At 63.4% G+C, this 21,189-nt stretch carries 23 protein-coding genes; 2 read left to right on the top strand and 21 right to left on the bottom strand.

Going from position 1 to position 21,189, the window contains the following annotated elements:
- The 4 genes from IZ6_RS06885 to IZ6_RS06870 all read right to left on the bottom strand — a co-directional run bounded on the left by IZ6_RS06885 (nucleotide 1) and on the right by IZ6_RS06870 (nucleotide 3,234).
- Nucleotides 1–981 carry a beta-ketoacyl-ACP synthase III gene (locus IZ6_RS06885; RefSeq protein ID WP_222877257.1) on the bottom strand — a complete coding sequence of 327 codons (981 nt, stop codon included), beginning with the start codon at nucleotides 979–981 and terminating at the stop codon, nucleotides 1–3.
- Nucleotides 978–2,030 carry a phosphate acyltransferase PlsX gene (plsX, locus tag IZ6_RS06880; protein WP_222877256.1) on the bottom strand — a complete coding sequence of 351 codons (1,053 nt, stop codon included), beginning with the start codon at nucleotides 2,028–2,030 and terminating at the stop codon, nucleotides 978–980. The genes IZ6_RS06885 and plsX overlap by 4 nt, the downstream gene beginning before the upstream one ends.
- 119 nt (nucleotides 2,031–2,149) lie before the next feature.
- Nucleotides 2,150–2,686, bottom strand: a complete 537-nt coding sequence (locus tag IZ6_RS06875; RefSeq protein ID WP_222877255.1) for a YceD family protein — start codon at nucleotides 2,684–2,686, stop codon at nucleotides 2,150–2,152.
- On the bottom strand, nucleotides 2,683–3,234 hold the full coding sequence (locus tag IZ6_RS06870; protein ID WP_222877254.1) for a ubiquinol-cytochrome C chaperone family protein: 552 nt from the start codon (nucleotides 3,232–3,234) through the stop codon (nucleotides 2,683–2,685). The genes IZ6_RS06875 and IZ6_RS06870 overlap by 4 nt, the downstream gene beginning before the upstream one ends.
- Nucleotides 3,235–3,339: 105 nt before the next feature.
- Between IZ6_RS06870 and IZ6_RS06865 the strand changes: the two genes are divergently transcribed.
- Nucleotides 3,340–3,771, top strand: a complete 432-nt coding sequence (locus tag IZ6_RS06865; RefSeq protein ID WP_222877253.1) for an outer membrane protein assembly factor BamE — start codon at nucleotides 3,340–3,342, stop codon at nucleotides 3,769–3,771.
- Nucleotides 3,772–3,838: 67 nt separating this feature from the next.
- Here the strand turns inward: IZ6_RS06865 and IZ6_RS06860 are convergent, their stop codons facing one another.
- The 13 genes from IZ6_RS06860 to IZ6_RS06800 all read right to left on the bottom strand — a co-directional run bounded on the left by IZ6_RS06860 (nucleotide 3,839) and on the right by IZ6_RS06800 (nucleotide 17,236).
- Entirely contained in the window at nucleotides 3,839–5,959 is a 2,121-nt protein-coding gene (locus IZ6_RS06860; protein WP_222877252.1) for a sodium-translocating pyrophosphatase, read from the bottom strand.
- Between the two features lie 178 nt (nucleotides 5,960–6,137).
- A complete protein-coding gene (gene gpt, locus IZ6_RS06855) occupies nucleotides 6,138–6,629 on the bottom strand; it encodes a xanthine phosphoribosyltransferase (RefSeq protein WP_222877251.1) in 492 nt (163 codons plus the stop codon).
- Between the two features lie 52 nt (nucleotides 6,630–6,681).
- Nucleotides 6,682–7,284: a class I SAM-dependent DNA methyltransferase gene (locus IZ6_RS06850; protein ID WP_222877250.1), complete on the bottom strand. Its 603-nt coding sequence runs from the start codon at nucleotides 7,282–7,284 to the stop codon at nucleotides 6,682–6,684.
- Between the two features lie 3 nt (nucleotides 7,285–7,287).
- The gene (gene thiL, locus IZ6_RS06845; RefSeq protein WP_222877249.1) at nucleotides 7,288–8,289 is read right to left on the bottom strand and encodes a thiamine-phosphate kinase; all 1,002 of its coding nucleotides are present in this window, start codon (nucleotides 8,287–8,289) and stop codon (nucleotides 7,288–7,290) included.
- 13 nt (nucleotides 8,290–8,302) lie between these two features.
- Nucleotides 8,303–8,767, bottom strand: a complete 465-nt coding sequence (nusB, locus tag IZ6_RS06840) for a transcription antitermination factor NusB (protein WP_222877248.1) — start codon at nucleotides 8,765–8,767, stop codon at nucleotides 8,303–8,305.
- 2 nt (nucleotides 8,768–8,769) lie between these two features.
- On the bottom strand, nucleotides 8,770–9,264 hold the full coding sequence (gene ribH / locus IZ6_RS06835) for a 6,7-dimethyl-8-ribityllumazine synthase (RefSeq protein ID WP_222877247.1): 495 nt from the start codon (nucleotides 9,262–9,264) through the stop codon (nucleotides 8,770–8,772).
- A gap of 26 nt (nucleotides 9,265–9,290) precedes the next feature.
- Nucleotides 9,291–9,905, bottom strand: a complete 615-nt coding sequence (locus IZ6_RS06830) for a riboflavin synthase (RefSeq protein ID WP_222877246.1) — start codon at nucleotides 9,903–9,905, stop codon at nucleotides 9,291–9,293.
- Nucleotides 9,905–11,038: a bifunctional diaminohydroxyphosphoribosylaminopyrimidine deaminase/5-amino-6-(5-phosphoribosylamino)uracil reductase RibD gene (gene ribD / locus IZ6_RS06825; protein ID WP_222877245.1), complete on the bottom strand. Its 1,134-nt coding sequence runs from the start codon at nucleotides 11,036–11,038 to the stop codon at nucleotides 9,905–9,907. Before ribD ends, IZ6_RS06830 begins: the two co-directional genes overlap by 1 nt.
- A complete protein-coding gene (nrdR, locus tag IZ6_RS06820; protein WP_222877244.1) occupies nucleotides 11,035–11,505 on the bottom strand; it encodes a transcriptional regulator NrdR in 471 nt (156 codons plus the stop codon). Before nrdR ends, ribD begins: the two co-directional genes overlap by 4 nt.
- A gap of 27 nt (nucleotides 11,506–11,532) precedes the next feature.
- Nucleotides 11,533–12,843 carry a serine hydroxymethyltransferase gene (glyA, locus tag IZ6_RS06815; RefSeq protein WP_222877243.1) on the bottom strand — a complete coding sequence of 437 codons (1,311 nt, stop codon included), beginning with the start codon at nucleotides 12,841–12,843 and terminating at the stop codon, nucleotides 11,533–11,535.
- 152 nt (nucleotides 12,844–12,995) lie between these two features.
- Nucleotides 12,996–15,563, bottom strand: coding sequence for a TonB-dependent receptor (locus IZ6_RS06810; RefSeq protein ID WP_222877242.1), 2,568 nt, complete (start codon nucleotides 15,561–15,563; stop codon nucleotides 12,996–12,998).
- 119 nt (nucleotides 15,564–15,682) lie between these two features.
- Entirely contained in the window at nucleotides 15,683–16,651 is a 969-nt protein-coding gene (locus tag IZ6_RS06805) for a FecR family protein (RefSeq protein ID WP_222877241.1), read from the bottom strand.
- A gap of 87 nt (nucleotides 16,652–16,738) precedes the next feature.
- The gene (locus IZ6_RS06800) at nucleotides 16,739–17,236 is read right to left on the bottom strand and encodes an RNA polymerase sigma factor (protein ID WP_222877240.1); all 498 of its coding nucleotides are present in this window, start codon (nucleotides 17,234–17,236) and stop codon (nucleotides 16,739–16,741) included.
- Nucleotides 17,237–17,529: 293 nt separating this feature from the next.
- Between IZ6_RS06800 and IZ6_RS06795 the strand changes: the two genes are divergently transcribed.
- Entirely contained in the window at nucleotides 17,530–18,126 is a 597-nt protein-coding gene (locus tag IZ6_RS06795; protein WP_222877239.1) for a HupE/UreJ family protein, read from the top strand.
- Between the two features lie 54 nt (nucleotides 18,127–18,180).
- Here IZ6_RS06795 and IZ6_RS06790 read toward each other — a convergent pair whose 3' ends face one another.
- The 4 genes from IZ6_RS06790 to IZ6_RS06775 all read right to left on the bottom strand — a co-directional run bounded on the left by IZ6_RS06790 (nucleotide 18,181) and on the right by IZ6_RS06775 (nucleotide 21,003).
- Entirely contained in the window at nucleotides 18,181–18,399 is a 219-nt protein-coding gene (locus IZ6_RS06790; RefSeq protein ID WP_222877669.1) for a DUF6898 family protein, read from the bottom strand.
- Entirely contained in the window at nucleotides 18,377–19,591 is a 1,215-nt protein-coding gene (locus tag IZ6_RS06785) for a L,D-transpeptidase family protein (protein WP_222877238.1), read from the bottom strand. The genes IZ6_RS06790 and IZ6_RS06785 overlap by 23 nt, the downstream gene beginning before the upstream one ends.
- 201 nt (nucleotides 19,592–19,792) lie before the next feature.
- Nucleotides 19,793–20,548 (bottom strand): hypothetical protein, encoded by a 756-nt coding sequence (locus tag IZ6_RS06780; RefSeq protein WP_222877237.1) that lies wholly within the window; start codon nucleotides 20,546–20,548, stop codon nucleotides 19,793–19,795.
- Entirely contained in the window at nucleotides 20,545–21,003 is a 459-nt protein-coding gene (locus tag IZ6_RS06775; RefSeq protein WP_222877236.1) for a hypothetical protein, read from the bottom strand. The genes IZ6_RS06780 and IZ6_RS06775 overlap by 4 nt, the downstream gene beginning before the upstream one ends.
- Nucleotides 21,004–21,189: the final 186 nt, after the last annotated feature.

Here is a 21,189-nt window from a genome sequence, read left to right as displayed (position 1 = left end):
TTACCAACGGATGAGGACCGAACCCCAGGTAAAGCCCCCGCCCATGGCCTCCAGCATGACCAGGTCGCCCTTCTTGATGCGCCCGTCCCCATAGGCCGTAGCCAGAGCGAGGGGGATGGAGGCCGCCGAGGTGTTGCCGTGGCGGTCGACCGTGATGACCACTTTCTCGGGGTTAATGCCCAATTTTTCAGCGCTGGAATCGATGATTCGCTTATTGGCCTGGTGGGGCACGAACCAGTTGAGATCCGCCGATGAGAAGCCGGTGGCGGCATAGGCGTCGGTGATGACGTCGGTAATCATGCCGACCGCGTGCTTGAAGACTTCCTTGCCTTCCATCGTAATGACGCCGGCATTGCCCGTGGTCGAGGGACCGCCGGTGGCGCAGAGCTTGGGACCATGGCGACCGTCCGAGCGCAGATGGCTCGTCAATACGCCGCGATCGGTTTTGACATCGCCCTTCTGGTCCTGAGCTTCAAGCACCACCGCGCCAGCGCCGTCGCCGAAGAGCACACACGTCGTGCGGTCGTTCCAGTCGACAATGCGCGACAGCGTGTCGACACCGATCACCAGCGCCCGTTTGTGACTGCCGGACGACAGAAATTTATCGGCAATCGTGACGCCATAAACAAAACCCGAGCACACCGCCTGAATGTCGAAGGCGGCGCCATGCGTCATGCCGAGCTTCGCTTGAATCTGCGTTGCCGTGGACGGAAAGGTCAGATCCGGCGTTGTCGTCGCGACGACGATGAGATCGAGATCGGCGGAGGTGAGCCCCGCATCCTTCAGCGCCGCTTCCGCCGCGGCGAGGCCGAGAGTCGAGGAGGTCTCGCCCTCGCCCGCGATATGGCGCTTTTGAATACCGGTGCGCTGGACGATCCATTCGTCCGACGTATCGACCTTTTCGGTCAGTTCGGCATTTGTCACGGCGCGCTTGGGCAATGCGCTGCCGATGCCCAGCACAACAGAACGCTTGATTGTCACGATGAGGCGGCTCCTACCGCAGGTGTGTTGCTGCGGTCATAATCCTTCAAACCCGCCGAAATCTTGGCGAGGAGATCATAGCGGACCATGTCGTAGCCAACTTCGACGGCCGAGGCGAAACCATCCGCATTGGTGCCGCCATGACTTTTGATGACGACGCCGTTCACTCCGAGGAAGACGGCGCCGTTGGAATTATTGGGGTCCATGCGCGCGCGCAGCGCATCGAAAGCCGGCTTTGCGAAGAGATAGCCGATCTTGGTGCGCCAGGAGGATCGCATGGCATCGCCGAGGAAACGGCCGATCTGCCGCGCCGTGCCTTCCGCTGTCTTCAGCGCGATATTGCCGGTGAAGCCTTCGACGACAACGACATCGACGGTGCCTTTGCCGATATCGTCGCCCTCGACAAAGCCGTGATAGACGAGATCGCCTTCATGCTCGCGCAGAATGGCGGCGGCGTTCTTGACCTCTTCGATGCCCTTCATCTCCTCGACGCCGACATTGAGGAGGCCGACGGTGGGACGATCAAGATCGAAGACGATCTTCGCCATCGCGCCGCCCATCACCGCAAAATCCACGAGCTGCCGTGCATCGGCGCCGATGGTCGCGCCCATATCGAGCACGACGCTTTCGCCGCGCGAGGTCGGCCAGATCGCCGCGAGCGCCGGACGCTCGACACCCGCAAGCGTTTTCAGATTGAGCGTCGACATCAGCATCAGGGCGCCGGTATTGCCGGCCGATATGGTGACATCGGCTGTGCCCTCTTTCACCGCATCGATGGCAAGCCACATCGAGCTTGTCTTGCGGCCCGAACGCAGCGCCTGACTCGGCTTGTCGTCCATGCGCACCGAAACATCCGTATGGACAATCGTCGAGGCGGCTTTCAGCGCGGGGCGCGCCGCAAGCAGAGGCGCGATCTGCTTCTCATCGCCGAAAAAGGTGAAGCTGCTGTCGGGCTTGCGCTCGAGCGCAAGGGCTGCGCCCGGAACGACAACGGACGGCCCATGGTCACCGCCCATGGCATCAAGCGCAAATCGTACGGGGTTTGGCATAGAGAAAGCGGTTTCCGGACCGGGTCCGGCGCAGCGAGAGGCGCGCCTGGAAGCGGAGCGCCGGGACAATAGCGTTTGGCCGCGCGCGCGCAACCCATGGCGCTAACTAGTTGATTTATTTATTTTTTACCGGGTTTGGCCAAGCCGACCAGTTTGTCGAGTCCGGCAAAAGGCTTGTGCGTCGCCGGCGCCTCCTCCGCGGGAGCCTCCGGAGCCTGCACCCCGGGCTTGCGCGGATAGGGGTCGAGCCCGAGCGCCAGATGCTCGGCGGCGAGCATGCCGAGATCGGCCGTGCCGTTGATCAGGACATCGGGCGCATCGAGATCGGCCTCATGCTCTTCGCCCGGCTCGGTCGGCGGCACCTCATCCGTCTCGACATAGCGGACCGCGATCTCTTCCTTCACCTCGGCGGGAAAGTCCTCCAGCGTGACGACGCAGGTCTGCACGATCTCGGCATCGAGTTCGCCCGTTACCGACAGGCCGCCGGTGCCGCGGGGTTTCAGAGTGAAGTGCGCCTCGAACCTGCGGACCTCCGGGATCTTCAGGAATTTGGCCAGAGCCGCGCGCTCGGCGGGATCGGCCGTCACGGTCACCTCTTTGCCGCTGGCGGACACATCTTGCACCGGCACCGGCCGGCTGAAGGGGATTTGCGTCATCCGGCTTTCCTCCGCGCCGCTCCCGCCGAGGGAAATTCAGGGCCTACGGACGTCAGAATCGCCGCGTCCTGCCCGGCCAGGGCCTTGGCGGCCCGGCGCATATAATCGGCGACGGAAGCGGCATTTGCAGCCGAAGAGGCGCCGCCGCCGAACACATTGCGCTGCACGGCTTCGCCGAGATCGGGTCCGGCTTTGGCCAGGGCCGCATCATAGGCGGAGGCCCGCCCGTAAAAGGCCTGGGCCATTTTCTTGATCTTCTTGGGGACGGAGAGATCCCCTACCCCCATTTCGCGCAAAGAGCGGTCCATGTCGGAGAACATGAAGTCGAAGACGTCCTGCGCCACATCCTTCACGGGCTCGGGCTCGTCCTTCAGCCGGTGCATATAGAGGAAGGCGTGCAGCATCAGCATGTCGTAGCGGCCTTCCAGCGTGTCCGGCACGCCGAGTTCGGCATAGAATGCCGGCTGCCGCGCCTGTGCCACGATCGCGGCATAAATGGCCCGGACGCGGGCTCGGTCCTTTCGGGGGCGGAACAGGCGAAGGATCATCTGCACTCTCCGGGCGGGCCGTTGCGCCTGCCGTGCGGGCGGGTTAGGGCATGGCGCCCCGGCGGGCAAGTCCGCCGTCAGGATAAAGAAGAAAGTGGGTTGGGAATGAGGACCTCGCTTCGCCGCATCGCGGTACCGGTCGCCGCGGCTCTGGCCCTGTCGGCCTGCCAGAGCGTCAGCACCACCCAGGTGCGCGGCTACATGCCCTCGGAAGACGCCATCAGCCAGATCACCCCGGGCTCGAGCCAGGAACAGGTCATGGTGGTTCTCGGAACCCCGACCACCACGGCGACCGTCGCCGGCGAGGTCTATTACTACATCTCCCAGACCGAGAAGCGCACCATGCGCTTCATGAAGCCGACGGTCACCGACCGCCGCGTCGTCGCGGTGTATTTCGACAAGGAGCGCCGGGTCGAGCGCGTTGCCAATTACGGCCTGCAGGATGGCGTCGTGTTCGACTTCATCAGCCGCAAGACGCCGACCACCGGCACCGAGCGCTCGCTCGTCGGCCAGCTCTTGGGCCTGATCAACTTCTGATCTTCCGGACTGCGAAACGAAAAAAGCCCCGCCGAAGCGGGGCTTTTTGTTTTTGAAGCCGACCCGCTCAGAGGTGCGCGAGAACCGCGAGGAGCAGAAGAGCCACGATGTTCGTGATCTTGATCATCGGGTTCACGGCCGGGCCCGCGGTGTCCTTGTAGGGATCGCCGACGGTATCGCCCGTCACCGCGGCTTTATGGGCTTCGGAGCCCTTGCCGCCGTGATGGCCGTCTTCGATGTACTTCTTCGCGTTGTCCCAGGCGCCGCCGCCCGCCGTCATCGAGATGGCGACGAACAGGCCGTTGACGATCACGCCGAGCAGCATCGCGCCGACCGCCGAGAACGCCGCCGACTTGTCGGCGATCAGAAGGATCGCGAAGAAGACAACGATCGGCGACAGAACCGGCAGAAGCGACGGGATCACCATTTCCTTGATCGCGGCTTTGGTCAGCATGTCGACAGCGCGGCCGTAATCGGGACGCGACTTGCCTTTCATGATGCCCTTGTCCTCGCGGAACTGGCGGCGGACTTCCTCGACCACAGCCGCGGCAGCACGGCCGACGGCCGTCATGCCCATTGCGGCGAAGAGGTAAGGCAGAAGACCGCCGAACAGGAGGCCGACCACGACATACGGGTTGGCGAGCGAGAAATCGAGCGTGACGCCTTGGAAGTACGGGAACTTCGCGGAGTTCGCGATGAAGTAGTTCAGGTCTTCCGTATAGGCGGCAAACAGGACGAGCGCGCCGAGACCGGCGGAGCCGATGGCATAACCCTTCGTCACGGCCTTGGTGGTGTTGCCGACCGCGTCGAGCGCGTCCGTCGTGTGACGAACGTTCTTCGGCAGGCCCGCCATTTCGGCAATGCCGCCGGCATTGTCGGTGACGGGGCCGAAGGCGTCGAGCGCAACCACCATGCCGGCAACGCCGAGCATGCTGGTCACCGCAATCGCGATGCCGAACAGGCCCGCAAGCGCGTAGGTCACGAGGATGCCGGCGATGATGATGAGTGCCGGCAGCGCCGTCGACTCAAGCGAGATCGCAAGGCCCTGGATGATGTTCGTGCCGTGGCCCGTGACAGATGCTTTGGCGATCGACTGGACCGGACGGAACGGCGTGCCGGTATAGTACTCCGTCACCCAGACGATGAGGCCGGTGACGGCAAGACCCGCAACGCCGCAGAAGAACAGATCCCAGCCGGTGAAGCTGAGACCGCGCACCGTCGAAATCGTCGTGTCGAAGCCGAGAACGTAATGCGTCACGATCGCAAGACCGCCGACCGACAGGACGGCGGTGGCGATGAGGCCCTTATAGAGCGCGCCCATGATCGACTTCGAGGGACCGAGCCTGACGAAGAAGGTGCCGAGGATCGAAGTGATGATGCACACGCCGCAAATGGCGAGCGGATAAAGCAGCGCGCTTTCGAGCGTTGCGGTTCCGGCAAAGAAGATCGAGGCGAGAACCATGGTGGCAACGACCGTCACCGCATAGGTCTCGAACAGATCGGCCGCCATGCCGGCGCAGTCGCCGACATTGTCGCCGACGTTATCGGCAATCGTGGCCGGGTTGCGCGGATCATCTTCCGGAATACCCGCTTCCACCTTGCCGACGAGATCGCCGCCGACATCCGCACCCTTGGTGAAGATGCCGCCGCCAAGACGCGCGAAGATCGAGATGAGCGAGGCGCCGAAGCCGAGCGCCACAAGGCCGTCGACCACGACGCGGTCACCGAGCTGATAGCCGAGATAGTGGGTGAGAATGGCGTAGTAGCCCGCAACCGACAGCAGAGCGAGGCCAGCAACCAGCATGCCGGTAACGGCGCCGGCGCGGAAAGCGACGGAAAGGCCGCCCGCAAGGCTCTTGGTCGCCGCCTGCGCGGTACGTACGTTGGCGCGCACCGACACGTTCATGCCGATGAAGCCCGCCGCACCCGACAGGATCGCGCCGATGGCAAAGCCTGCGGCGACGATGGGCGACAGAAGAATGGCGACCAGTACGAAGATGACCGCGCCGACAGCGCCGACCGTCATGTATTGGCGCTTCAGATAGGCTTGAGCGCCCTCCTGGATCGCACCGGCGATCTCCTGCATCTTCTTGTTGCCGGCCGGCGCCGACATCAGACTTGAAATCGTCAAGGCGCCGTAGACGAGCGAAAGCGCGCCGGCCCCTAAAATCCCCCACAATGCGAGCATGGTTGTCCTCGTGCGTTCGGGGCGATGCCGCCCCACTCCCAAAATGTTCGGCTTGCTTGTTTTTTTACTCCGGCCCCGAATCCCGGCCGGCGGCGCGCACCTTGCCCGTTTTCGGGAAAGCCCGCAATTCCCTGAGTTTTGTGATTTTTGTCCGCGGGCGCCCATTTCCGCACCTTTTTCAGGGGCTTTTGGCGATCGGCTCCTGATAGGTGAAGCCGAGATCCCAGGGGAAGTAGATCCAGGTGTCCTGGCTGACCTCTGTCACAAAGGTGTCGATCTCGGCCCTTCCCTGCGGCTTGGCATAGACGCAGGCATAATGCGCCCGGGGCAGGATCGCCTTCAATTCCCGGACGGTCTTGCCGGTATCGGCCAGATCGTCGACCACCAGAACACCCTCCCCGCCCTCCGCACAGAAAACCTCCGCCGGACCCTTCAGCAGTGCGAGATCGCCCTGATTGAGATAGTCGTGATAGGAGGCGATGCAGGCGGTCTCGATCATGCGGATGTTCAGTTCGCGGGCAACAATCGCCGCCGGCACAAGCCCGCCGCGTGTAATCGAAACGATGCCCCGGAACTCCCGGTTGAGGCTGGCAAGGCGCCAGGCCAGCGCCCGCGCATCGCGATGAAACTGATCCCAGGAAACCGGGAAGGCTTTTTCAGGAAGCGACATGTGTCGATGATCGGCCTCCCCGCCCCATCCGGCGAGCAGACAAATCCCCGCATCAGGGGCGGCGCGCGAGCCAGACCGTGTGGCCGCCGCACTCCGGATCATGCGCGGCATAGCTGAGAACCTCAAAGCCGTTTGCGGCGAGAAGCTCCTGGTATTCCGCCGGGTCGAGGCTCGCATGATAAAGCGGCTCACCCTCGAACTCGCCGATGGCCTCACCGGCCGAAGGTCCGCTGGTAAACATCAGCGCAGCGCCGGGCGCAGCCTGCGCTTTAAAGACGGAAAACATCTTTCGCTGATCGTCCCCGGTCAGATGAAAGAAGCTGTCCCAGGCGAGCACGCCGGAAAAAGCTTCGGGCTGTTCGAAATTACGCATGTCGCCGACATGCCAAAGATGTTCGGGAAAACGCGCCCGGCAGCGCTCGATCATCGCGGCAGATGAATCCAGGCCCGTCATTTTGCATCCCTGCCCGATCAGATAGTGGGCCATGGGCTCACCCATGCCGCAGCCGAGATCGAGCACAGTGCGCGGTTCAGGGAGAAGCGCAATGAAACGGCCGAGCCAGGCGCGCTCGAAAAGAGAGCGGCCGCGCAGACGGTCATAGGCGTCGGCATACCGCTCATAGAGTCCGGAAATACGCGCGGCCTCTTCGGTCATGGCTCAGAAATGCCGGAAGGCCAGCCGGTCCAGCGCCAGGGGATGACCGCCGCGTTCAATGCGCACGCGGCCGGTGAACGCCGGAACAATCTCACCGATTTGCGTGAAGGCGATCCCGGCTTTGGCCACTGCCGCTTCAAACGCCGCGGATTTTGCCGCATCGACCGCGGCGAGGATTTCATAGTCGTCGCCGCCCGTCAGAACGGCCGAGAGCGCCGCAGGATCGGCCTCGACGGCTTTCTTTGCCGCGGGCGAGAGCGGCACCTGCCCGGCATCGAGGACCGCGCCGGTATCGGACGCCGCGCACATGCGGGCAAGATCGCCGGCAAGCCCGTCGGAAATATCCATCGCCGCGCTTGCATATTCGGCAACGAGGGCTGCCGCGCCGAGGCGCGGCCGCGGCAGGAGATAGCGCGCCGACAGATGCTCGGCATCGGCGGAGTTCAGGCCCCACCGCGTACGTACGCCATCGTCGAGACGGATTTTCAGGCCGAGTGCGGCATCGCCGATCGTGCCGGTGACATAGAGCTTCTGGCCGACACTCGCTTTGGTGCGGCGCGGCACACGGCCCTCCGGGGTCAGGCCGAAAGCGGTGACGGACACAAACAGCGGACCGGGCGTTCGGACCGTGTCGCCGCCATAGAGCGAGATATCGAATTCCTTCTGATCGGATGAGAGCCCTTCGCAGAAGGCAGACAGCCAGTCTTCCGTCCAGTCTTCCGTCAAGCCGATCGTCAGAAGATAGCCGGCGGGCGCGGCGCCCTTGGCGGCGAGGTCGGAAAGATTGACACGCAGCGCCTTGCGCGCGACGGCGCCCGGCGGATCTTCGGGAAAGAAATGGATGCCCGCCACAATGGCGTCCGTCGTCAGCACCTGTTCGAAGCCCTGCGGCGGACGATAGGTCGCCGCATCGTCAAGCAGACGGTCGGCGCCGGGCGCGGTCGCGAGCGGGCGGAAATAACGGGCGATGAGCCCATCTTCGTCGGGCCGCCCATCCTTACTCATGATGTGGCTTTCGTCATGACGCCGCACTCTCAAATTCGCCGGCGCGGTAATCGCGGGCCAGAGTGTCGAGCACGCCATTGGCCATGCCTGCCTCATCCTTGTCGACGAAAGCATTCGCGACATCGACATATTCGGCAATGACGACGCGCGCCGGAACATCCTTGCGGTTGGCAAGCTCATAGGCGCCCGCGCGCAACACCGCGCGGAGAATGGCTTCGATGCGCTTCAGCGGCCAGCCCGTCGCAAGCGCCGCATCGATGCCCTTGTCGAGCGCGATCTGATCGCGCACCACGCCTTCGACGACATCGCGGAAGAACGCGACCTCGGCGGGCTTGTAGGCATCGCCCTCGACCTCGCGGCCGAGCCAATGGCTTTCGAATTCAGCGAATACTTCGGTCATCGGCGTGCCGCCAATGTCCATCTGGTAGAGCGCCTGGACTGCGCCGAGCCGCGAAGCGGAACGTTTCTCGCGCGACATGATCAGGACTCCAGACTTTTCGCGAAGGCGCGCGTCTGGCGGATCACCGTCAGCACTGCTTCCACCGCGCCGCCACCTTTGTCGCCCTTGTCGGTCTTGGCGCGCTCCCAGGCCTGTTCTTCGTTCTCGACGGTGAGAATGCCGTTGCCGACCGGAAGCGAGCGCTTGACCGACAAATCCATCAGCCCGCGCGAGCTTTCATTGGCGACGATTTCGAAATGATAGGTCTCGCCGCGGATAATGCAGCCGAGACCGACGACGCCGTCGAACGGCGCATCTTCGTCTTCGGCGATGTCGAGCGCGATCGCCGCCGTGCCGGGAATTTCCAGCGCGCCGGGAACCGTGATCTTCGTATAGGTCGCGCCCGCAGCTTTCAGCCGCGCTACCGCGCCCTTCAGAAGCTCATCGGCCAGCGCATCGTAAAAGCGCGCTTCGACGATCAGGATATGCGCGCGGACCGGCTCTTCGGCCTTATCTTTGCGCTGTGGGGCTGCCATCTACTTTTACTCCTGGGCGAGAGGGATTAAGCCCCGTCGCCCGCCTCTGCAAGGCGCGCCGCATAGCGCGCCAATTGATCGACTTCGAGATTGACGCGATCGCCCTTTTTGCGCTCGCCCCAGGCCGTGACGGCGAGCGTGTGCGGAATGAGCGTCACGTCGAACGCATTGCCTTTGACATGGTTCACGGTGAGCGAGGTGCCGTCGATACAGACCGAACCTTTCACCGCGATGAACTTCGCAAGCGCCGCCGGCGCCGCAAAGCGGAACGTCACCGCCTCGCCGGCATCCTCGCGCGCCGTGATCTCGGCAACGCCATCGACATGGCCGAGCACGATATGGCCGCCGAGTTCATCGCCGACACGCAGCGCCCGTTCGAGATTGAGCCGCGTGCCCTCGCGCCAGTCTTTCGCCGTGGTGACGGCAAGCGTTTCCGGACCGAGATCGAAGCCCGTCAGCGTGCGCCCGTCGGCGCCGATCTCGACGCCGGTGACGGTGAGGCAGACGCCCGAACAGGCGATGGAGGCGCCGAGATCGATCCCTTCCGGGTCATAGGCGGATGCCACGACCAGCCGCACCACCGCGCCGTCCGGCTCGGTGGAGACGATTTCGCCGATCTCTGAAACGATACCCGTAAACATCAGTCCCGTTCATATAGGAACATCGTGTCCCCGCCCGCATCGTGCCTGCTGCGAAGGTTAAGGCCCGCCTCAGGAAAAAGCTTCTGATGGGGGGCCGGAAGACCCTCTATGCCATCATCCGGCAAAGGATCGGGACTCTGAAATATAACCGCCTGATCTATAAGGTCTTTTTTTAGAAACTGGGCGGCGACCGCGGGCCCACCCTCGACCATCAGCCGGCCGATCCCCCGTTCGGACAGGATGTGGAGCGCGACGATGAGATCGCCCCCCTCCTCGGTCAGCGGCGCGCGGATGACCTCGATGCCGTGGGGGGCGAGCGAGCGCTCATTGTCCGGGCTCGCGCCCTGTTCGGCGATGACCCAGACCGGCACTTCGCGGGCGGTGGTGACGATGTGCGAGGCCAGCGGCAGGCGCAGGCTCGAGTCGAAAATGACCCTGAGGGGCGAGCGGTCTTCCATGCCCGGCAGGCGGCAGGTCAGCAAAGGATCGTCAGCGACGACGGTGCCGATGCCCGCCGCGATCGCATCGGTGCGCGAGCGCATCAGATGAACAAGGTCGCGCGCCTTCTCGCCGGTGATCGGCGCCGGACGGCGGCCGGAAAGCCCCGCTTTGCCGTTCGAGGACAAAGCGAGCTTCAGGGTGACATAAGGGCGCTTGCGGGCGATGCGGGAGATGTGGCCGGCATGCACGCGCACGGCCTCATCGCGCAGCACATTCTCGACGACTTCGATACCGGCATCGCGCAGTCTCTTATGCCCCTGCCCGGCAACGAGCGGGTTCGGATCTTCCATGGCCGAGACAACGCGGGAGATGCCGGCAGCGATGATGGCATTGGCGCAGGGCGGCGTGCGGCCCTGATGCGAACACGGCTCGAGGCTGACATAGAGCGTTGCGCCGCGCGCCTGATCGCCCGCTTCCTGAATCGCCACCGTTTCGGCGTGCGGGCGGCCGCCGGTCTTTGTCCAGCCGCGGCCGACGACAATGCCGTCTTTCACAAGGATCGCGCCGACGGAAGGATTGGGCCAGGTGCGGCCGAGTTCCCGCTCGCCGAGGCGGAGTGCGGCGAGCATATACCGCGCGTCGTCGTCCGATCCGGCCTCGACCGGATTATGCGCGGCCGTCGCGATTGTCATTGCCGCGTCGTGGGCGCTTCACCGGCAAGCTCGGCGATGGCCTTCTCGAAATCGCGCGTTTCGCTGAAATTGCGATAGACCGAAGCGAAGCGGACATAGGCGACGCTGTCGAGCGCTTTCAGCTCTTCCATCACATATTCGCCGATGACCTTGCTCGGCACTTCGCTTTCGCCAAGGCTTTCGAGCCGGCGGACGATGCGCGAGACAAGCTCCTCGACCTGCTCCGGCTTCACGTCGCGCTTGCGCGTTGCGATATCGATCGAGCGTTCGAGCTTCTCGCGGTCGAACGGCACCCGGCGGCCGGTGCTCTTGATAACGCCGAGCTCGCGCAACTGCACGCGCTCGAAGGTCGTGAATCTACGGCCGCAGGCCGCACAGACACGGCGGCGGCGGATTGCGGTCTCGTCCTCGGTGGGACGCGAGTCCTTCACCTGAGTGTCGAGGCTGCTGCAATATGGACAGCGCATACCGCCCCCCTGACGGATGTTTAGGGCTTACTGCCGATCATAGATCGGGAAACGCTGCAAAAGTGTTTTCACCTTCTCACGCACCGCGGCTTCGGTGAGGCTATCCTCTTCGACGCCCTTCTGCGACAGCACGTTGAGCACTTCGGTGATCATATCGCCGACTTCCTGGAACTCCTTGACGCCGAAGCGGCGCGTCGTGCCCGCGGGTGTGCCGAGGCGGATGCCGGACGTCACCATCGGCTTTTCCGGATCGTAGGGAATGCCGTTCTTGTTGGTCGTCAGATGCGCACGGCCGAGCGCGATCTCCGAGACCTTGCCCGTCAGCTTCTTCGGACGCAGATCGACGAGGACGAGGTGAGTATCCGTGCCGCCCGAGATGATGTCGAAGCCATGGCCCTTGAGATTGGCCGCAAGCGCCTTGGCGTTCTCGATGACGTTCTTTGCGTAGATCTTGAAATCCGGACGCAGCGCTTCACCGAGCGCGACGGCCTTCGCCGCGATCACATGCATCAAGGGACCGCCCTGCTGGCCGGGGAACACCGCCGAATTGATCTTCTTCGCCAGTTCCTCGTCATTTGTCAGGATCATGCCGCCGCGCGGACCGCGCAGCGTCTTGTGCGTCGTCGTCGAAACGACGTCCGCATAATCGACCGGGTTCGGATGCTGGCCGCCCGCAACGAGGCCGGCGAAATGCGCCATGTCGACAAAGAACTTCGCGCCGACCGCATCGCAGATTTCACGGAAGCGCTTGAAATCCGGCGTGCGCGCATAGGCCGAGCCGCCGGCGATGATGACCTTCGGCTTGTGCTCATGCGCCAGCTTTTCGACCTCATCGTAATCGATGAGGTGGGTGTCGCGCGTGACGCTATAGGGCACCGGCTTGAACCATTTCCCCGAGACGGTGACCGGCGAGCCATGGGTGAGATGGCCGCCCGCGGCGAGGTTGAGGCCGAGGAAGGTATCGCCCGGCTGCATCAGCGCCATGAACACCGCCTGGTTCGCCTGCGCGCCCGAATGGGGCTGCACGTTTGCGAACTTGGCGTTGAAGAGGCGCTTGGCGCGCTCGATCGCGACCTGCTCGACGACGTCCACATACTGGCAGCCGCCATAATAGCGGCGGCCCGGATAGCCCTCGGCATATTTGTTGGTCAGGACCGAGCCCTGAGCTTCCAGCACCGCCTGCGAGACGATGTTTTCGGAGGCGATCAGCTCGATTTCATCGCGCTGGCGGCCGAGCTCCTTCTTGACGGCGTCAAAGATTTCCGGATCGGCCTCCTGCAGGGAAGACGAGAAAAAGCCGTTGCTGCGCCCCTGGGCGCCTGGATTGGTCGCGGACATGAACGAAAAACTCCCTGCCGCCGGTGGCGTTTACCCCGGCCGGCACATAAGCCGTGGGAATTACCATATCCGGTAGGACCGGGCAAAGGGGGATACTAGCCGTCCTTCCGCTGCCGGTCCGGCACCTCGCACCCCAAATCCGAAGCCGAAATCTAGAACCTTGAGGTGAACCCGGCCCGGATCGTCCGGCCGGGCGCCGGTACCAGCGCGAGACTCAAGGGCTCGACGTAATAGATGTCGCCGAGGTTCTCGATGCTGAGATCGAACGCGGCGTTCTCACTCACCTTGTATTCGGCGAAGAGGTCGACGAGCGTGTAGGGGTCCCAGTCGATCATCGCGATGAGCGGCGCGCCGCCCGAAGCCGGCTTCTCGGCGCCCGCGGCACGCGGTCCGGTATAGGATACGCGTCCGCCAAATGTCAGCGCATCGTCGAACAGCTTCTGCGTCAGGGTCAGGCTGACCTGATATTCCGGCGGCACGTAGTTCGTTCCGTAATCGGACGCGAGCGAGGAGTTGATGCAGGTGTCGGCGGTACGGCACAGCGTGACATCGGTGTAATATGTACCTGCGAGTTCCGCCGTCAGACCGAAATTCGTCTCGTGACGGCCGGAGAGCTCAAGGCCCTGAAAATGCGCCTGATGAATGTTCTCAAGGATCAGAAACGCGCCGGTCCAGCGGCGGCTGATATAGTCGTCGATGGTGTTGTCGAAGAATGCGAACTTGACCGCGGTGCGATCGCCGTCCGCAGCTAGGTCGTCCTTCAGGAGATTGACGCCGAATTCCCAATTGTGAGCCGTTTCCGGACCGAGATCGGGATCGACCGTCAAAAGAAAGCCGCGGGCCGATTCCAGAAGTGAAGGCAGGCGCGAGGCGTCCTTGTAACTGCCGAAAAGCTGCACGCCCTCGAACGGCGTCACCGTCGCGCCGAGCGAATAGCCGAGGGCGTCGCCCTCGCGCGGGTCGGCAGGGACAAAGCTGGGGTCGATCGAGATCTTGTCTTCGGTACGGTAGCGCTGATAGCGCAGCCCGCCGTCGAGCATCAGCCAGTCGGTCGCCGTCCATTTCACCTGGCTGAAGGCGCTGGCTTCCCAACGTTCTCCCTCGCGCGGCGGCGGTATGACCCACGCCGAATCCGGCTCCGGCCCTGTTGCTTCGCTAAGATAAGACCCGCCCGCCTCAACCGACAGCGCGCCGAACGCCGTATCGAAAATCGATGTGTTCGAAATGTCCGTACCGTACATATCAACCCATTTACCGACGCCTTGCAGGCCGCTTGCGCTCCCTTTGCTGTATTCGACGAGCGAGGTGTGGAACGCATTCCAGCGCACATCCACCGCATCGGTATCCGAAGGATCCCAGCGATAGCGCGCGGTATAGGATTTGAGATCGGATTCCGACAGGATGCCCTGACGGATGGGAGTGCCGCCACCGACCGATGTGAGGCCCGCGGGATAATTCTCGCCGAATTCGCTGTCGGAATGGTTGAAGCCGATTTCGAGCGCATGTCCGTCGCCGCCGCGCACCGTGCCTTTCAGAAGGATCGACGTCGTATCCTGGGACGTGTTGAGCACCTCTTCTCCGCCAAGGAAGGGCGTCAGACCGGGCGCCGAATAGGAATTCGGATAGGTCGTTCCGTTGATGACCGTCGTAGCGCCGGTGGCCTTCGCGACCGAATCGCCGTTCTCGCCCGCGTGATAATTGCCGGATGCCCGGTGCGACCAGCCGGCGACCAATTCCGCGTTCTCGCTCTTGCCGGCAACAATAGCGCTGCCGAAACCCGAGGTCGGTTCGAACCAGTCCGGTCGCTCGATATCCCAGCTTGCGTAAGCGCCGGGGCCTCCTTCCATCTGCTGGCGCCGGCCGAACTCCGGTTCAGTCGTGTTGGTGCCGAATCCGGCCCTCACCTTCGCACCGATAGACTTGCCGTCGAGCAGGATGTCGTCGGCATTGACGGTGCGCATAGCGACAGTGCCGCCGATCGCACCCGCGCCGCCGGCGCCGAAGCTCGGACCTTTGGTGATATCGACTCCGCCGATGAAATCGGGATCGATGAATGTACGGCTGGAAACACCCTGATAGCCGCGATAGACGGTCGTCGTGTTGAGGGCGCCGTCGACTGTGACGGGAACGCGACCTACCCCCTGCATGCCACGAATATTGACATCGACGGCGCCGCTATTGCGGTTCTCGCCGACAAGCACTCCCGGCGCATTCTTGAAGATGTCGCCCGGAGACGTGCCGCGAAAGCGCTGGATCTGCTCTTCGGAAATATGGCCGACCGATCCAGGCGTCTGATACGGCACGTCCGCCGCATTGCCGGTGGCGCCCGACACATTGATCGTCTCAAGCTGGACCGATCCGCCGTCGTTGTAAGCGCCGTTCTGCGCGCCGGCATTCGGGTTGAACACCGTCACCGTATTGCCGTTGGTGAAGCTGTAGGTGAGGCCCGTGCCGGCGAGCGCCGCCGAGATCGCCTGCCGCGCCGTGAGATGTCCGGAGACAGGCTGCGCACTGACGCTCGGAAGCTTGCCGTTGACGACGACGGAGAGGCCTGTCGTGCGGCCGATCGCGTTCAGCGATTGAGAGACCCGCTGCGATGAAATGCTGAACTGATAGTGCTGCTCAGCCGAATTTTGAGCGTGCGCGGAGACAACAAAAGAACCGGACAACATGGTCGACGCCCACAGCACCGCACCGAAACGCAACGCGTACACACGCATAACACAACCCCAACCCTGATCCCCTGCCCGCGCTTTCGCTCGGGCTTTCATCAGGATTCACGGGCTGAATAACGCCTCCCTCATCATTGGTGGCGAATTTTCTGCGTGATCAAATTCGATCAATTCAAAACAACAAGACGCCCGGCGATTGTACGCATGGAGAACCCGACCGAAGATTGCAGAGATTTCAGCGCCTCGTCCGGATCGTCGAGCGGCAGCGAGCCGGAGACGATCCAGTCCGCGAGCTTCTCATCGGCAATCACGATGCGCCCGCCGCGATAGCGGCCGATTTCGGCAACGACATCGGCCAGACGCGCTTCGCTGAAGACGAAACGCCCTTCGCGCCAGGCGAGAGCCGCATCGAGATCGGCAGGCGTCACATCGCTCAAACCGCCGCCTTCAAGCCTGATCTGCTCGCCCGGTTTCAGCCCCGCATGATGCGGACCGGCATCGACCTGCACTTTGCCTTCGGCGAGCGTGACCGTTGACCCGCCGCCGGTCATACGTACATCGAACTGTGTTCCAAGAACGCGCACTTCGCCGCCATCGGTTTCGACGATGAAGGGCGTTCCGGTTTTGGCGACGGAGAAGAAGGCCGTGCCGCGATGCAGGCGCACGCGCCGCTCGGACGATGAAAAATCCTCATCGATTGCGGTGTCGGCATCGAGCAGAACGGTCGAGCCGTCGGCAAGCACAACACTCCGCCGCTCGCCGCGCGCCGTCACATGATCGGCCATCAGATCCTGAAAGAGATGCGGCCGCTCGAGCCACATCGTGCCGGAGAAAATAGCAAACGCCGCGATCAGGGCCGCACCGGTCTGGCGCAGCGCGCGCTTGCGGCGCGTTCTGTCCATGCTGTCGAGATAGGCGGTGAGCTTCGGCTCTTCTTCCGCCGCAACGCGCAGGCCCGCATCGCCCGATGACGCCCACAATGCCTCGGTGCGCCGGAAGGCTGCGGCATGGGCCGGGCTTGCATTGAGCCAGCGCTCAAAGCCCGCGTGGTCGGCCGATGTCGGCTTACCGCGCAGCCTTGTGAACCAGGCCAAAGCCGCTTCGTCCGGATCGCGTGAAAAGAGGTCTTCGGTCATGGAGCTTTCGGGAAGCCTTGAGGATGCCGTTTCAGCGGCACGGAGGTGCCTACCATGCTCACGTATGAGACCGGCGATCCCTCAGGGTCAGCTTTCTTCCACGGCCCTGCGGAGGGCTGAGAGCGCACGGGCCATGTGCTTTTCAACGGCACTTGGCGAGATGCCCATGGCGGCGGCGATGTCCGGATATGAGCTGCCATGCACGCGATTGAGCAGGAAGATATGGCGCGTGCGCTCGGGCAGCCCGCGGATCGCGGTATCGACCTGGGTGAGGCCCTCGCGCGCTTCGAGCACCGCATGCGGCGACGGCAGGCCGGCGTAATGCTGTTCGGGCACCGTGCCCTTGACGAAATCTGAGCGGATGCGCTCGGCGCGCAGATGATCGATCGCGGCATTGCGGGCGCTGCGCGTCAGATACGCCGCATCATTGCCATCGAGCGGCTCGGCTCTACGCCACAGCCTGAGGAAAATGTCGTGAACGAGATCGGCGGCCGTCGCCTGATCGCCGACCATGCGCGCCACTTTGCGGCGCAGCCGCGCGCTCTCCGACAGATACAAAGCCGCGATGTCTGCGGGTTCGGCCATGACGCTCACACCGGGCGGCACGACGCCTGCCCGTCATCTGCGCTTACGGCAAAAGTAATTAGCCTGCAATATCAGTATTTTAGATGCGCTCTAAGGTAAAACGGGTGAACCGCCGGTATCGCGGCCCACCCGCACTCCCTCAAGCCGTTATCGTCCTTCGGAAATTCGCCGCCCAATCGGCGAGAACGACGATGAGAAAACTGAGGCCCGTCTTTTCAGTGTGCCTCAATCCGTGTCACGCTTCTTGCATTGGAATTGACGCTTTTTGCCTCTCAAGGGTCGGGGAACCACGCATGAAGATCAGATCTCTGCACGCCGCCATCGCCATGGCCGCGCTCTTTCCGTCGATGGCTTTCGCCCATACCGGAGCCGGCCACGCGTCCGGCGTCTTCCACGGCTTTGCGCATCCGGTCTCGGGCCTCGACCATATTCTGGCGATGGTTCTTGTCGGCCTTCTCGCCTTCCAGCTCGGCGGCCGCGCGCTCTATGCCGTCCCTGCGAGCTTCGTCCTTCTGATGGCCGCGGGCGGCGCGCTCGGCATTGCCGGCATCCACATGCCCTTCGTCGAAACCGGCATTGCGCTGTCGATCATCGTCTTCGGCGCGGCGGTGGCGTTCGGCGTCAAGGCGCCGGTCGCAGCCGTCTCGGCCCTTGTCGGCTTGTTCGCGATGTTCCACGGCCATGCGCATGGCGCGGAAATGCCGGCGGATGCGAGCGGCCTTTTCTACGGTCTGGGCTTTATGCTGGCGACGGCGATCCTGCATGTGAGCGGAATTGCCGGAAGCTTCGTTCTCGCCACGATCAGCGCGCAGCAGAGCGACGTTCTCGTCCGCGTCGCGGGTGCTGCGGGGGCGCTGTCCGGCATGGCCATTCTCGCCGGCATTCTCTGAGAAACGTAAGACAAAGAAAAAAGGCGCCGCATCGTTGCGGCGCCTTTTCTCTATTCAAATCCGCCCTTCGCGCTTCAGGCGGGCGCGTAATTTACCGAGCATCAGGCGCTGCAGATCGGCGCGGGCGGCATTGGCCGGCGCCATGCTCGAGACTTCGACGCCCGTTGCGACATGAATGGCGGATACCTTCAGGGCCCCGCCGATCGAGGTCATTTCGAGATAGACCTCGCCGAGGTCCGGCTCGTTCGGATCACTGAAGGGAGGCGACTTCACCAACGCCGTCGAGATTGTAAATGTCGTCGCGGAACTGGACGACGCCGTCCTGATCGGCCCAGGCCGTGATGTAGACCCAGTGCACCGGAACCGGCTGCTTGATCTTGGCGTCGATGCGCCCGCCCGACTTGATGGCCTCGTCGATCTGCGCACGCTCCCAGCCCGGCGTTTCCGCCAGAAGCCACGTGGCGAGTTCGCGGATGTTCTGCACGCGCACGCAGCCCGAAGAATGGAAGCGCGCGTTTTCGCCGAACAGGCCCTTCGAGGGTGTGTCATGCATGTACACGCCGTCTTTGTTCGGCATGTTCAGACGCATCGAGCCCATGGAATTGAGATCGCCCGGATCCTGCGTGAAGCGGTAATCCATCGCCTCGTCCGACTGCCAGTTTACCTGCTCGGGAAGAAGCTCATCGCCGCGCTGCGTGAAGATGCGGATGTGGTTCTTCGTCAGATAGTCCGGCTCTTTCTGCATCTTCGGGATCAGATCCTTGCGGATGATCGATGTCGGCACCGTCCAATACGGATTGAAGTTCACTTCCTGGATTTTCACCGCAAGCTGCGGAGACGCGCGGTCGATCTTGCCGACGACCGCGGTGTGGCGCAGTTCGACGACGCCGTCGGTGACCGCTTCGACCTGTGCGCCGGGCAGATTGACGGTGACGAAGCGGCGGTCGAGCTTTTTCGTCAGCGTCGCCAGACGCTGCATGCTGGTTTCGATCTGATGGCGGCGCACGCTCGCCGGAATGTTCATCGCCTTGCGGCTGTCGGGACCGACCGCGCCGTTGACGATCAGGCCGTGGCGCGCCTGGAAGCGCTTCACCGCCGCATCGACATAGCTGTCGAACACATCCGAGGTGCCGAGATTGGCCGGCAGATCGCCCGAGATCTCAAGACGGCGGCGCAGCACCGGCACATCCTGATGGCGCGTCCCGAGTTTGAGCACCGGGCCTTCCGGAATGGCCGGCCAGCCACCCTGGGCTTCGATCTGCTGATATTGCTGAAGCGCGTACTGGCTCGCATCGAGTGTCTGCTTCGAGAGGATCGGCACCGAGCTTTTCGGCATGGTTTGGCCGGCCGGCGCGCTGTCGAAGCGCTGCTGCCACTCGACCTGCGCGACCTGCTGCGCAAAGGCGGAGCCTGCTGCGAGCGATGCCGCAGCGCAGGCGAACGCGAAAATCCCCGATACCCTCATCTCGACAAAAATCCCCTGACGCGAATGCCCCGTGCCAGCGGAGTTCCGCGTAACACGCACCCGGTTAATGGACAACGACCGTAGCCCGGACCCTTCGGGCGACTCGCGGCTTCGTGACATCAGGAAAAGCCAGCACTTTGGGGCCAAAGCGTGTCGCAATGGCCTCCGTTTTCAACCGGTCTGGACGCTGTGGCCGAACTGTTACATTCCCGGCGGCGGGGGCTGCAGCTGAACCGACTTTTTGAAAGCCTGATCAACCCCTTTCAGCGGGGATTTGTAGTGCAGTTCCGGGGGTCTCGGCACCGGCATGGGCACATCGGCTAGGACCAGCGAGGACACCATGATGACCGGCGGCAAAGGCGGAACGAGCTCGTTTGCGGCCGGCATGACCGGCCTCTCGACCCGGCAGCCGGAGCCAACGGCCGCGTTCATCCCGGCCCAGAGCGGCAGGACCATCAGAGCCACGCCCAGCGCCGGAGCGCCCGGATGCCAACGGCCCATGGCCGGTTTCCAGACGGCGAGAACGAGGAAAGCCAGGCAGGCCGTCAGGAAGATCGAGCCGAACAGAACGTCCCACCATTCAAGGCACAGCGCATAAGGGTTCACCCCGGCGCGCACCGCCAGAAGGCTCGCCGCCGCCGCGACCGGGACAATGGCCAGCACCGACCAGTGGCCGATGCCGCGCAGCTTCGAGGAGTTCAGCTTCCTGTGCAGGATTTCGGGCGCGAGCGGCGTCCAGGGCGCGATGTCGGGCGAGATTTCGGCATCGTCCACCGATGCATCGACCTCGGTCGCGTAGACCGGCGCGTCTTCACCGTCGGGTTCCGGGCCCTGCAGCGGCGGCGCCGTGCCGATCGACTGGCTCACCGCCGGCCGTTCGAGTTCGGCGACGGCCGTGTTGGAGAGAACCTTGCTCTTGCCCGCTTCGCGGAATGCGTGCCACGCGCCTTCGGTCATGGCACGTAATCCGCGTCAAAGCCGAAACGAAGCGTGCAGGTGAAATGCGTCTCGCCGTTCTTCATCACCGGCTTGTTGAGGAAGAGCAGATACGGAACGAGGCTGCCTTCGCTGCAGAAATCCTTGAGCCAGGCCCAGTCTTCCCAATCGCTCAGCTTCTCAAGCAGCGATTTCGGGATGAGGCGCGGGATCGGCACGAAGCGCCGCCCTTCCTGCAAAGGCGTGATGTAGCTCTGTTCGAGATGCTCGCGCAGCGGCTGCTCGCCGAGGACATGGCAATCTTCGGCTTCGAGCCGCACCATGGACAGAAAATATTCCGCCGTCGGCACGTTGAGCGCCAGACGGTTCAGCTCCGCAGCCGAGCACGGCCGGTCTTCCGGCAGCATGGCTAGATCGAGAATATGCGGAACGTATAGCCGGTATAGGTCCGCACCCGTTAAGACCTGGTCGTCCAACGCACTACCCCCCTGCGCCGACCAACTCCTCAACGCCGCGGACCCTCAAACTGTCGCGCGGCAGCCGGCTGGCGCCCCCAGATACTTCTCAACAGTTTTGAAGGATTTTGAACGAAGTTCAACAGCGCTCTTCTAAGCGCGGCGCAGCAAATTTGTCTTCGCGGTGGGCTCCGTGAGGCGCCAGCG

The sequence above is a fragment of the Terrihabitans soli genome (assembly GCF_014191545.1).
Classification (GTDB): domain Bacteria; phylum Pseudomonadota; class Alphaproteobacteria; order Rhizobiales; family Methylopilaceae; genus Flaviflagellibacter; species Flaviflagellibacter soli.
The sequence above is the reverse complement of the archived record's forward strand: the minus strand, read 5'-3'. Positions and strand labels throughout refer to the sequence as shown.

Coding starts and splice junctions, on each gene's coding strand:
- plsX (WP_222877256.1), bottom strand. CDS start 2,030: ATGCCAAACCCCGTACGATTTGCGCTTGATGCCATGGGCGGTGACCAT.
- IZ6_RS06875 (WP_222877255.1), bottom strand. CDS start 2,686: ATGACGCAAATCCCCTTCAGCCGGCCGGTGCCGGTGCAAGATGTGTCC.
- IZ6_RS06870 (WP_222877254.1), bottom strand. CDS start 3,234: ATGATCCTTCGCCTGTTCCGCCCCCGAAAGGACCGAGCCCGCGTCCGG.
- IZ6_RS06865 (WP_222877253.1), top strand. CDS start 3,340: ATGAGGACCTCGCTTCGCCGCATCGCGGTACCGGTCGCCGCGGCTCTG.
- IZ6_RS06860 (WP_222877252.1), bottom strand. CDS start 5,959: ATGCTCGCATTGTGGGGGATTTTAGGGGCCGGCGCGCTTTCGCTCGTC.
- gpt (WP_222877251.1), bottom strand. CDS start 6,629: ATGTCGCTTCCTGAAAAAGCCTTCCCGGTTTCCTGGGATCAGTTTCAT.
- IZ6_RS06850 (WP_222877250.1), bottom strand. CDS start 7,284: ATGACCGAAGAGGCCGCGCGTATTTCCGGACTCTATGAGCGGTATGCC.
- thiL (WP_222877249.1), bottom strand. CDS start 8,289: ATGAGTAAGGATGGGCGGCCCGACGAAGATGGGCTCATCGCCCGTTAT.
- nusB (WP_222877248.1), bottom strand. CDS start 8,767: ATGTCGCGCGAGAAACGTTCCGCTTCGCGGCTCGGCGCAGTCCAGGCG.
- ribH (WP_222877247.1), bottom strand. CDS start 9,264: ATGGCAGCCCCACAGCGCAAAGATAAGGCCGAAGAGCCGGTCCGCGCG.
- IZ6_RS06830 (WP_222877246.1), bottom strand. CDS start 9,905: ATGTTTACGGGTATCGTTTCAGAGATCGGCGAAATCGTCTCCACCGAG.
- ribD (WP_222877245.1), bottom strand. CDS start 11,038: ATGACAATCGCGACGGCCGCGCATAATCCGGTCGAGGCCGGATCGGAC.
- nrdR (WP_222877244.1), bottom strand. CDS start 11,505: ATGCGCTGTCCATATTGCAGCAGCCTCGACACTCAGGTGAAGGACTCG.
- glyA (WP_222877243.1), bottom strand. CDS start 12,843: ATGTCCGCGACCAATCCAGGCGCCCAGGGGCGCAGCAACGGCTTTTTC.
- IZ6_RS06810 (WP_222877242.1), bottom strand. CDS start 15,563: ATGCGTGTGTACGCGTTGCGTTTCGGTGCGGTGCTGTGGGCGTCGACC.
- IZ6_RS06805 (WP_222877241.1), bottom strand. CDS start 16,651: ATGACCGAAGACCTCTTTTCACGCGATCCGGACGAAGCGGCTTTGGCC.
- IZ6_RS06800 (WP_222877240.1), bottom strand. CDS start 17,236: ATGGCCGAACCCGCAGACATCGCGGCTTTGTATCTGTCGGAGAGCGCG.
- IZ6_RS06795 (WP_222877239.1), top strand. CDS start 17,530: ATGAAGATCAGATCTCTGCACGCCGCCATCGCCATGGCCGCGCTCTTT.
- IZ6_RS06785 (WP_222877238.1), bottom strand. CDS start 19,591: ATGAGGGTATCGGGGATTTTCGCGTTCGCCTGCGCTGCGGCATCGCTC.
- IZ6_RS06780 (WP_222877237.1), bottom strand. CDS start 20,548: ATGACCGAAGGCGCGTGGCACGCATTCCGCGAAGCGGGCAAGAGCAAG.